This window comes from Neisseria sp. S1, assembly GCF_048060015.1.
GTDB classification, from domain to species: domain Bacteria; phylum Pseudomonadota; class Gammaproteobacteria; order Burkholderiales; family Neisseriaceae; genus Neisseria; species Neisseria arctica.
This window is the reverse complement of record NZ_JBLUPI010000001.1, coordinates 86,323-97,708: the sequence shown is the minus strand read 5'-3', so window position 1 is coordinate 97,708 and position 11,386 is coordinate 86,323. Positions and strand designations below refer to the sequence as shown.

Annotated in this window: 13 protein-coding genes; all 13 read left to right on the top strand. The window is 48.6% G+C overall.

The features are described 5' to 3' along the window. The first annotated feature begins 12 nt into the window (after positions 1–12). Positions 13–315, top strand: a complete 303-nt coding sequence (locus ACEPPX_RS00525) for a type IV conjugative transfer system protein TraL (RefSeq protein ID WP_416622505.1) — start codon at positions 13–15, stop codon at positions 313–315. Between the two features lies 1 nt (position 316). Then, positions 317–1,159: a TraE/TraK family type IV conjugative transfer system protein gene (locus ACEPPX_RS00520; RefSeq protein WP_416622504.1), complete on the top strand. Its 843-nt coding sequence runs from the start codon at positions 317–319 to the stop codon at positions 1,157–1,159. A gap of 14 nt (positions 1,160–1,173) precedes the next feature. After that, positions 1,174–2,121: a TraK domain-containing protein gene (locus ACEPPX_RS00515; RefSeq protein WP_416622503.1), complete on the top strand. Its 948-nt coding sequence runs from the start codon at positions 1,174–1,176 to the stop codon at positions 2,119–2,121. Then, positions 2,121–3,359 carry a TraB/VirB10 family protein gene (locus ACEPPX_RS00510; protein ID WP_416622502.1) on the top strand — a complete coding sequence of 413 codons (1,239 nt, stop codon included), beginning with the start codon at positions 2,121–2,123 and terminating at the stop codon, positions 3,357–3,359. The genes ACEPPX_RS00515 and ACEPPX_RS00510 overlap by 1 nt, the downstream gene beginning before the upstream one ends. Beyond that, the gene (locus tag ACEPPX_RS00505) at positions 3,356–3,991 is read left to right on the top strand and encodes a TraV family lipoprotein (RefSeq protein WP_416622501.1); all 636 of its coding nucleotides are present in this window, start codon (positions 3,356–3,358) and stop codon (positions 3,989–3,991) included. The genes ACEPPX_RS00510 and ACEPPX_RS00505 overlap by 4 nt, the downstream gene beginning before the upstream one ends. A 39-nt stretch (positions 3,992–4,030) precedes the next feature. Then, positions 4,031–4,357 carry a TrbC/VirB2 family protein gene (locus tag ACEPPX_RS00500; RefSeq protein ID WP_416622500.1) on the top strand — a complete coding sequence of 109 codons (327 nt, stop codon included), beginning with the start codon at positions 4,031–4,033 and terminating at the stop codon, positions 4,355–4,357. Between the two features lie 27 nt (positions 4,358–4,384). Then, positions 4,385–6,418, top strand: a complete 2,034-nt coding sequence (locus ACEPPX_RS00495) for a DNA topoisomerase 3 (RefSeq protein WP_416622499.1) — start codon at positions 4,385–4,387, stop codon at positions 6,416–6,418. Between the two features lie 105 nt (positions 6,419–6,523). After that, complete coding sequence (locus ACEPPX_RS00490) at positions 6,524–6,922, top strand: hypothetical protein (protein WP_416622498.1); 399 nt, start codon at positions 6,524–6,526, stop codon at positions 6,920–6,922. A gap of 41 nt (positions 6,923–6,963) precedes the next feature. After that, positions 6,964–7,521, top strand: coding sequence for a YcbK family protein (locus tag ACEPPX_RS00485; protein WP_416622497.1), 558 nt, complete (start codon positions 6,964–6,966; stop codon positions 7,519–7,521). A 6-nt stretch (positions 7,522–7,527) separates the two neighbouring features. Then, positions 7,528–8,487, top strand: a complete 960-nt coding sequence (locus tag ACEPPX_RS00480; RefSeq protein WP_416622496.1) for a hypothetical protein — start codon at positions 7,528–7,530, stop codon at positions 8,485–8,487. Positions 8,488–8,698: 211 nt separating this feature from the next. Continuing rightward, a complete protein-coding gene (locus tag ACEPPX_RS00475; RefSeq protein ID WP_416622495.1) occupies positions 8,699–9,202 on the top strand; it encodes a DUF3577 domain-containing protein in 504 nt (167 codons plus the stop codon). A gap of 1,166 nt (positions 9,203–10,368) precedes the next feature. After that, positions 10,369–10,722: a hypothetical protein gene (locus tag ACEPPX_RS00470; RefSeq protein WP_416622494.1), complete on the top strand. Its 354-nt coding sequence runs from the start codon at positions 10,369–10,371 to the stop codon at positions 10,720–10,722. A gap of 82 nt (positions 10,723–10,804) precedes the next feature. Further along, positions 10,805–11,377, top strand: coding sequence for a DUF3275 family protein (locus tag ACEPPX_RS00465; RefSeq protein WP_416622493.1), 573 nt, complete (start codon positions 10,805–10,807; stop codon positions 11,375–11,377). Positions 11,378–11,386: the final 9 nt, after the last annotated feature.

Genomic DNA, 11,386 nt, shown 5'->3' with positions numbered 1-11,386 from the left:
GGAGAACAGAAAATGACCAATGAAGAAGTTTATTACCCCGAATGTATTGACACCATGCAGCAGGTTCTGATTTTTGAAGCCGACGATCTGATGCCTATCTTTTTGGGGCTGGCGGCAGCGGCCATTATCAATATGCAGGTCCGTTCCCCCATGCTGTACATATTCGGGCTGCTTGGCGGCATCCTGATGAGTGTCCTGTATATCAGATTGAAACGGAATGCCTTGCCCGGCGCGTTTATCCACCTGATTTACTTATGCGGCCTACCACTGAACAAAGTCTTTAACAACGGCCTGTTGCGCCGTGTGGAGGATTGATATGCAACTGAATACAGCCCGTAAGAAGATGGCGGATTTATTGGGCGAAAACCGGACTTTGAAAATCGTCTGCCTGTGCTTGGGAATTGTCAGTGTGGGTCTGACCTACAAAGTTGCTACTATGCACGAGCGTATTGTCATTCAACCGCCGAACCTGACTAAAAGTGCCGTTGCTGCATTTGACCATGCTTCCGTTGAGTATTTCGAACCGATGGCGATTTATATCGTTTCGACCATTTCTTCAGTTGTGCCGGAATCCGTGGACTTCATTTCAGACAGTATGGAACAGTTTTTTGATCCGGAGGTTTGGGTTTCGTTAAGACCGCAGCTGTTGGCGGTCAAAAGCAATCCGAAATACAACGGCATCAATGCCATGAGCTATTTCCAACCGACCAACGGCGTGATTTACGAACCTTCCACTAAAAAATTCTACGTGAGCGGCAAACTGACTTCGTCAGCGTACAGTAAAGGTGCGGTACAGAGCATTGGTTCGGTACAGGCTACTTACGAATTGAAAATGTATATGAAAAATGGTTTGCCGCGAGTCAGCTACTTCAAAGCCTATGTCGGCGAACCGATGACCGAAGAATGGGTGCGCTCCCATAAGGATCTGGCGGAAAAACGTCAGGAACGGATGAAACAGGTTGTTCCCGATGCCCGTGAAAGTGAAATCCAACGGGATCCGACAGTACAGGCTACTGAACCGGAGCAAGCAGTACAGAGTACCCCGGCCACGCAACCGGTATCGGATGTTCCAACAGAAACAGCCAATCCAGTCGGATTGCAGCCTACCGCTCCCGGTATTGACGGTGTAGAGCCGCCAGCCAGCAAAGAGGACATTTGACCGTGAGGAAGACCATGAAAAATTACCGTTTGTTGAGTTTGGCCGTCTTAACGGCATTGGCAGGCTGTGCCTCAGCACCACAACCACAGCCCGAACCCAAAGAGGAGGTTTACCGTCCAGTAGAGGAAGTTTGGCCGGATGTGGTGGCTCAACCTGCTAAGAAAACCACAGCTAAAAGAAGCAAGACCACAACTGTTAAAAATGCCAGTCTGCCCAATAAAAGCAGCTATGCGCAGCGCCGTGTTGTTCAGATTAAAACACCTGTCAGCGGAGGTTATCAGGACAATATTCAAGAAGGCATGGTGCGCGGGGTACACAATATTACTTCGCTCTACGGCGAAAACCATACCGTGCCGATTGCCTTGAATTATCCGTCCATTATTCTGACACCGTTTGCCAATCCCAAAATGGTGGGTAACAAAAAACTGTATGACGCAGAAATTCATGGTCCGAATTTCATTCTCAAACCGAATACGGCACAGAAATTCATGGTCATGGTGTATGACGAGGGCAATCCGACGCTGCCGGTGTCTCTGACTTTATCGCCGCAGGCCAAATTAAACTCACAGACCATCAGTCTGGCTACGGGCGGGCTTTCTCCGCTCGAAAAAAGCGGTACTCGTCTCGGTAAGCAGGGAGAATTTACCCAAATGCTGTCAGCCGTATTACAGGATATTGTCAAAGGTATCGTTCCGACTGGTTATACCGTCCGTCCGCTGCGTGAAAAAATGCGCATGGCCAACGGTATGGCTTCGGTACCGGTCGAACGGTACAGTGGCAGCCAGTTTGACGTATACCGCTACCGTCTGACCAATACGACCAATACGCCGCAAGTGCTGGCCGAAGAAATGTTTGGTGCCAATAAACATGTGATGGCTGTAGCTTTCTACCCCAAAGTCAGCGTCTATCCAGGCGAAACTACAGACGTTCTGATCATGGTATCGAAACAGGGAGCGAAATAATGAGCCTCAAAAGTAAATGGTCGAGCATGACCGGTAAACAGAAACAGATTGCCGTACTCGGCAGTGTCGGCGGTCTCGGCCTGTTGATTCTGATTACCGCCGCCATGCGTGATTACAACAACGGTGTGCTGCGCAAACCGGAAAAGAACACAGAAACCCAAGTTTTAACTCCTGCGACACGGAATATGAACGAAGAGCGGATGGCGGCAGAAATTCAGGCACTGCGACAGCAGATGGAAGCTGACCGGCGCGAGCGTGTGACGCAGCAGCCGGGACAAGGAGTGCAGGAAAAGGGTTTGAGTGAAGACGAGGTAAACCGCAAGATTGCCGACGCATTGCAGGCTGCCGAAGAAGCAAGAGCCGCTAAAACTACTTCCGAACGTGAAACGGTCAATCTCGGCGCTCCGCTTGCTGATGGCAATAGAGGTGACGGTAAAGTAACTTTACCGTCTGAAACTGTACCGACGGAAGAGGAGCAGGATGATGAACCAAAATCTGCCTTCCAAAGTACCAGCGCTGTTAAAAAAGCTGCCACAGGGACATCCAAAAAAAATTCTGATGCAGATGATGAAAGTAAAACTTACCTACCTCCGGGTTCTACCTTATCGGTAGCACTCCTGTCGGGTGTCAATGCCCCGACCAATACTAACAACGATAGCAAGGATCCGTTGCCGGTATTGATGCAGGTTAGGGGAACGGCCATTCTGCCTAACGGCTACCGTTCCGATTTATCCAACTGCTTCGTATTGGCCTCAACTTTTGGGCAATACATGGATGCCCGAGCTATGATGCGCACCAAAACTATTTCCTGTATCCGCAATGACGGGAAAGCGGTCGAAGCGAACATTCAAGGGACGGTGTTCGGTGAAGACGGTAAGCCGGGCTTCCAAGGCCGTTTGGTTTCCAAAACCGGCAAAGTGATTTCACAACTGCTTAAAGTCGGTGCGATGGAAACCATGGCCAATATCGCCACTGGTGTCGCCAACGGTATCAACATCAATACCGGCAGTTCGAGCAGTACCTCCACCAGTACGCAAATCAACCTGGGCGGAGTCAGTGGACAGGCAGCCAGTAAAGCGGCCAGCAAAACTTTCGACCGTATTGCCGATATTTACAGCAGCTATGGCACGCAGGCCATTCCGGTGGTTGAGGTCGAGCCGTTGCGCACAGGGGAAATCATTCTGACCCAAGGGGTATTTTTACACATCGTTCATGACACCAAGAAAGGCCGCAAATGAAATCCTTAATTTGGGGAGTGGCAGTATTGCCGGTGATGCTGCTTTCAGCTTGCTCCTCCACATTCAACGTCGGCGACAGCAGCAAACTTTCCTGTCCGCAATCGGTAAAAGGCATGCCGTGCGTTACCGTTCGAGCCGCCTACTATGCGGCGCAAGAATACGATCCTGACGAAGTCATCCAAATCGGCTCGGCAGATGAAAAAGGCGGTAAAACCAAGAGAACATCAGGAGGTGTAGCTCCCTTTTTACCGGAGAGCGTATCTAACGTAGCAGCTATCGGCGAACCCAAACCGTTGTTGGAGCCTGCCAAAGTCATGCGCGTATGGGTCAATGCCTACGAGGACGAAAGCGGTAATCTGGTTTATCCGAGCCGCGTATTCTCTGAAGTGACCCCGAGGAAGTGGGATGTCGGTTATTCGGCCTTACAGGGTTTGCAAAGTTCGCGGCGGATTACACCGCTGGTCGTAGCCCAGCAAGATGAAGCGGAAACTGAAAGTGATACAGACACCGCTCAAGAGGCAGCCGATGAAACCGCGAAAGCAGCACCTGTAGCACGTCAAAATAACCGCCAGCAGGACAATCAAGCAATTCCCGATTCTTTACCGGCCGGTGTGATTCCGCCGTTACAGTAAGTTTTTTTAACCCGTGTTTTTTACAAAAAGGAAATGAAAATGGCTCAGACAAATATCGCTAAAAAATTGCAACAAAAGTATTCCAATACACGTCAGGCAGCGTTAACGGCTTTACTGTTTGCTGTGGTGTCTACACCGGCGCATGCCAGTGGTGACCAAACCTTCCAGGATGGTATCGATTGGCTGCTCAATCTGATGCAGGGTAGTATGGGTGGCTTCATCGTCTTAATCGCCATTGTAGTTGCCGGTATCGGTATGATGTTCGGCGGTTGGAAAGGTTTGTTGGCCGTGGTTGGTATCATTGCCTGCTTCATTGTGATTCCGGCAGGTGTACTGGCCTTATTTTCAGCTGGTATTCCCTCGTAACGGCAAGAAGACGGACAGGAGGGTATAATGAAACTTTTTCTCTGTGAAAAACCTTCCCAGGCAAACGACATCGGTAAGGTATTGGGTGTGACCGGCGGCCGTTTTGACGGTTATTTCCAAAAAGGCGATACCGCAGTTACTTGGGCGTTCGGTCACATTTTGAGCCAAGCCATGCCTGCCGCTTACGGGGAGGAGTTCGCCGATTTCAGTAACATCTCCGCCCTGCCTGTCCTGCCCAACAACTGGAAAATGGAAGTCCAGCCCAAAGCGGCCAAGCAGTTCAGAGTCATTAAGGGGCTGTTGGCCAAAGCCGACGAGGTCGTCATCGCCACCGATGCCGACCGCGAAGGTGAAGTGATTGCGCGGGAAATTTTGGATCTGTGCGGCTACAGCAAAAAAGTCTCCCGTTTCTGGACCAGCGGTTTGGATACTGCCTCAGTCAAAAAAGCCTTGGCTTCCATTATGCCCGGCAAACAGAAAGAAACCCTGTATCAGGCAGGTTTGGCGCGTTCCCGCGCCGACTGGCTGGTCGGGATGAATTTGAGCCGCGCCTACACCGTGGCGTATTCCGAAGGTTTCGGCAAAGAACATACTTTGTCTGTCGGCCGTATTCAGACCCCGACCCTGAACTTGGTGGTGCGCCGCGACCACATTATCGAAAATTTCCAACCCTATCCGTATTACGTTTTGAGTGCTGTTTTTCAGACGGTCTCAAAAGAACAGTTTGCAGCACAATGGCAAATTCCTGATGTGCTGAAAAATTCAGACGGCCTGTGTACAGACAAAGCATTTGTCACAAACTTGGCCAAACAGTTGGCCAACGCGACAGGTACTGTCGTTTCCGCCAAGACCGAACGCAAAAAAACACCGGCTCCGTTGCCATACAGCCTTTCAGCCTTACAGAAAGAAGCCGGGAAAAAGCTGGGTATTTCAGCCTCAAAGGTGCTGAAAATCGCCCAAGAGCTATACGAAAAGCACAAAATTACCTCTTACCCGCGTACACCGTGCCGTTACCTGCCCCAGTCGCAACAAAGCGAAGTGGCCGAGGTATTTGCTGCCATGGCTGCCATCGACGGCAGCCTTACACCGGTGTTAGCCAAAGCCGATCCGAACCGCCAGTCGCGGGTATGGAACGACGGTCAGGTCAACAAACATTCTCACCACGCGATTATTCCGACTAAAACTGCAAATTTCAGTCTGTCACAGCTGGATAAAAACGAGCGTGAAATCTACCTGATGATACGCAACCAATACATCGCTCAGTTTTATCCCGACTATGAATACGACGCGACAGTAATCTTGGTGGAAAGTTGCGGCCAGCAATTCAAAGCCACCGGACAGACCCCGAAAGTCCAAGGCTGGAAAACATGGTTGGGCAAAACCGATGAGGACAGCGGCGATGATAATGACAGCACCGTATTGCCGGCTGTTTCAGATGGTCAACAACTAACCGTAACCGGCGGCAATCCCGAAACGAAGAAAACCGCACCACCACCGCGTTTTACCGAAGCTACGTTGCTGGACGAAATGCAAACCCTGTCCGACTTCCTCAAAACCGTGGAAGACGAACAGATTAAAAAAATCCTCCGCAGCACCGAAGGATTGGGAACTGAAGCCACCCGTGCCAATATCATCGACCGGCTGTTTGAGATGAGCTACATCGAGAAGCAGAAAGGCAAAATCGTTTCCACCGAAAAAGGGCGCAAACTGATTGCCCAAATACCGGCAATGGTCGCCGATCCCGTTACTACTGCCAAATGGGAGCTGGCTTTGGCCAGTATTGAGTCGGGTAAATTGACGATGGCGGACTTTATGGCCTATCAGGAAGACCTGATCCGGCAGCTGGTCGATCAGGCCAAAGCCGATGCCGCCAAACGACCGAGAACGGCAAAACCGACGGCTTCCAGCAAACCGAAGAACGTAGCCAAACACAAAGCCGGCGATGTCTGCCCTGATTGCGGTGGCGTGTTGCAGGAAAAAGTGTTGAAGAATACGCCTGAGAAAAAGTATTTAGGGTGCTCTAAGTACCCCGAATGCAGGCATTTTGAGTGGTTGCAGTGAGACGTGCGAGTTGAACAACCTTGCCTTTAAATTGTTATACAGCAGTCTGCTTTTTTAACTGATGCAGCATACCCATTTCAATATTCAAACAAGAAGGAGTTTCAGATGAAAAAGATGTTAATCCCCACTTTGTCCGTTTGCTTGTTGGCCGCATGTTCCACTAATTCTGACGGCAGCATCAACTGGGCCGATAACCCGATTGAGCGAGCAGCTCAGAAAATCAATGCCGGTATTTCTGGTACCAACGCTGCGCTGGATTCTGTTGCAAATGCGGGTTCCAAGACATCGAAAAAGAAATCCAACGACCCTTTGGATGAGACCGTTTACTCCGACAGCAGATTAACTTACCGTGCTTTATTGGATTTGGGTTATATCCGTAAGAATCCGGATTATCCTAAACATGCTTCCGAGCCTTATGTATTTACTTCGCTTAATTGCAGCAGAGGAGGTAGCCAAAACAGAATGTGTTTGCGCAATACACGTATGATTGCCCCTCGTCCTTGATTTTTTGATTTTGGAGCAGCCGTATGAACAGAAGGGACTTTTTGACTAAAGCCCTCCAGTCGGCCACGGCAGTTTATGCAGTCGGAGCTGCCGGGCTTCTTTTTCCTGATGAAGCATTTGCTTTGTCGGATGATAACGGATTTTGGCAGCGTGACCGTCTGATTCACTTCAGACGTGCCGACACAGGTGAAAAGGGCGTTATCCAACATTATTCCAGGCAGTATGGTTATCTGAAAGAGGGGTACCGTAAAGCCTGCTGGCATCTGCGGGACGCCAAAGACAATAATTCCGTTGCACAAATGGACGTACAGCTTCTGAATCTTCTATATGCGATACAGGAGTGGGCGCGTATGGCCGGCAAGTCCGACCCGCTGATTACTATCAATAGCGCCTACCGTACCCGGCGTAGAAATGCACGAATTGAAGGGGCGGCACTAAACTCTCTTCATGTTCAGGGGAAAGCTGTCGATATTACCGTGCGCGGGATTGAGAACTGGCAGGTTGCTGAAATGGCCAAACATTTTAATGGTGGCGGAGTAGGGCATTACAATACCTTTACCCACCTTGATACAGGCCATCTGCGTGAATGGAGAGGGTAATTTGATATGGAATCCGTAACCGATTTGACACAGCAGGAATATATCCCTGCCAATATGGTTTCAGCCGTCGAGTGGATAAGTAGCCTGAAAGCTGATTTAGACCGATATTGCCGTTATGATTTGGGAGATGATTTTGTTGGTGATGTTGTACATGCTAATTTGACCTGTTCAATGGATCCATACAAATTTTTATCCCGAATTATTCCGTTTCTTTGGCTTGCGCCTAAAGAAAGGGTGACATATCCGGCTTATGTCTCTCCTTTTCGGGTTATCGGTGCTAGCATTCACGGCTATCCGGAGGATATTCATGAGAATGAGGTCAACGAACGGATCCGTAAGTATTCGGAATGCTTCAGTAGCGACAATTTAAGTTGCTATATATATTTCAAACCACTGGGATTTATTGTCGCTCATGAAGGAAAAAACAGGGTGGCGTTTATGCGCAAGCACCAGCAACCCAAGCTGGCGGTCAATATTAGCGAATACGACTATCCCGATCCGGAACGGATTCAACTGGTTTTAGGGGAAACCGCTCATGAAACATGGGCTGTATTGGATGGCAAGATCGTACAAAAGGTAATGCTTCCTCGCTTAACAACCCGTATTATGAGGGATTACGGTGTCAGAACGGTTGAATGGCGTGATATTTTTCAGGCATACGGTTATGGTTTAATCGGCAATGAGACCGGGGAAGTATATGAAATGCCCTGGCCACTCGGTGTAGGTGGTTTTTATGAATCTGCAAAATCCCTTTGGACAGGATTATCGAGTGAGAAATTATTTTTTCTGCTGCTGGAACAGTCATTTGAGGAAAAAGACAACTCAGGCAATCCTAAAAGTATTGTTGAGTTGGAAAGGGTATTTGAAAGAGCTAAAAAAATTTCCGCATACCATGAAAAACAGTTGAAAAAGTCCCGCTGGGAGGCTCTGAAAGAGGTATTTTTAGGAAGTTACCCAAAATGGTAAAAAATTTCAGCTGATTGTCTTGACAACGGATTTCAAATCATCCAATATAAAATCGCTTTATGTGTTTTGTGCTTTCACTAAAAAAGTACGGTATGTTGCCATTCACGCATACACCCGTTTATTCGGGCATGGCTTTTTATCTAACCCTCTTGGGGATACACATCCCCAAAGGGCATGGTGTATCCCCTTAATTTATTTATGGAGATACATCATGCAAACCAGCAAAACCGAAAAAACTTTCTTCAACCTGACCTGCGAAGGTGTCGGCTATATGAACCGCCCTCGCTGGGTTGAAAGTAAGAAGAGTAAGTATATTGCCTGTACCATTCAGGCTCTTCGCGGCGACGAAGAAGACAAAACCCGCTTTGACGTTCGCGTCGTTGGCGGACAAGCACAGAAGGTTTTCGAAGATTTATTGGAAGCCTATCCTGATTTGCTGTCCGACGACTACAAAAAACGTCCAACCGTTACCATCGGTTTCCGCGTCGGCGACATTTACGCAAAAACCTATGAAGCCAACGACCGGAAGACAGGAGAAAAAATCCTGACTCCGACCATTGACGGCCGTCTGATCAGAATCAAATATCTGAAAGTACGGGGCGAAGTGTTCTATCATGATGAGCTTAATGTCAATCAAGCGGCAAACACCGCCGCTTCTGATGATACTGTTCCCGAACAGTTTTATCAGGAAAATTATGGCTCGCACCGCGAATAACCGGCAGTAATTACTGTCTTTGAAGCGAAAGTCTTAGGACTTTCGCTTTACTATTTTCCCGCCGGGATAAACACTATCCCGTTGGGAATCGTGTTTATCCCGGCTTTTTTAATTCATTTTACGGAGGATAAACATGAGTTTTCCAGAGAGGTTTTATTAGAGATTTCTCCGGAAAACCTACCGTTTCTTGGTAAAATCTGATTTTATCGGTTAAAATACAAGATAAGCGGTAAATCTGTGCGGATGCCCTAATCCGTACCGCCTTCATCGGCGAGGGCTGTGTAATACTTAATAAAATTTTGTTTTATATCTTTCTGACAGTTGTCCAAATGCAACTTTTCAAGCCAAGTTATATTTGGACAACTGTCATCTGAATCATCTATAATTTCTGCCTCCAATGTCAAAAAAGGTACGTCCGGCCTTTATCGGACGAGCTTTCCAACGATTGTTTTTTTGTCGATGCCGGTCTTTGGGGCGGTATCCGCAAGCAAATAATTGGCTTTCATTTTGTTCCTTAACAATTTGGACTTGATTTTATATGCGCAGCCGGTATTTTCCGGCTGCATGACCTTGTTTTAGGTCTTTTTTAGGTAAGCCTGCATCAGCAGGCTTATCCGAATGTATTACTCCGTATTTTCGGATAAGCATGTTGAAATTCTCCCGAAGTAGGGGGCAAAGTTCCCACAGCCTGACTAGCTATATCAGTCTCGATGTCGCCGATAAACAGCATCAGCCATATTCGTATGGACGCGGCTTTTTTCTATCTCTCCCCCGTGGAACTGTCAATCTTACGGGGGCAATTCGGTATTCCTCCCCACGGGGTTTACCGGTTGTTTTGTGTAAAACGGAACACTTTGACAAACCTTGCTCTACGGCGACACTGGATGTTGACCGTATCAATATCCCTTGCCCCTGTTGTCAAAGGGCAGAGTGGTGTTTTCGTCACTCGCCGTATATCCAAGATGCGGCCATTGCCCGCTGCGAGCGGGTTTACCAAAGGCCAGAGTTTTTGGTAAACCTGTTTCACAGCTGACAGACTGCCTTCTGTCTCTGCATCGCCGTTAAACAGTGCAAACCTCTTCAGGCACGGCTTTTTCTTTAAACCCATCGGGGATACACCAATCCCCAATGGGCTTGGTGTATCCCCGCTTTTTCGGAGCTTCACCATGTTCAATCTGTTCAAGTATTTCCGGCATAATGATGCCGGCTCTAGTTCCCAACTCAATATTGCGGATATAAGCGAAGGTATGGTTTTGACCCACCTCCCTACAGGATGCAGATGGATCGTTGTCCATACCCTGTTCGGACTACTCTTGATTGACGAAGAAGGTCGTCTGGCTTCTCCTTCCGCCAAAGAGCTGCAAGACTATTGCAATCGCGGCCACCGGCTGCGCACAGACTTTGAAATCGAATGTCTGTGGCAGAAAGCGGTTGAAGCATACCGTTGCGACAAACGCCTGCTGACCCGTTTGGGTTTACGCAGCAGCCCTGAGGCCATCCGCCAATTCTTATCCGCCTGATTCAGGCATTTCTTCTACCCTTTGGGGATATGTTTATCCTCAACAGGATAGGTATATCCCTGTTTTCTTTTGGAGATGTACCATGTCACTTTCTATTCCCGCAACCCTCAATATCATACAACGTACTGGCCGAAACGGTGTTTTTACCGTCGCTGAACTTATTGCCGACATCGGCACGTTTGATGTCAGACACCGTATCTTGGAGCAATTCGATGAAGGCAGCTACCAAGGTGTATTCACGATTACCCGCATTTATACACTTCCCGTAAACTGGAAAAACGGAACATGGACGAAACTCTGTGCCGATTTGGATTGGGAAGAATTACGCATTATGGCGCAATCCGAGCAAACCATTCCGAGTACCGGTTTGGCCGTAGCCGAAATGGTGGAGGAAGAAACGGCTTCTGTTGATGTCGAAACTCCCGCACCTACTTCCCAAGCATCAGCATCCGTTCAGACGGCCTCTGCCGCTGTCGGCGATGATGACCTGATTTCGGATATGGATACGCTGCAACTGCGCATCTCGTTGTCCGATCCGGTCAAGTTGGATGCGACCATGGAAGACCGTACGCTGTTCCGCCAACTGCGCGACGAACTCAAGACGAGTGGCTACCGTTTCAATGCGGTTGACCAGTCTTGGATTTTGGCCGAGTAAGGAGGTGTG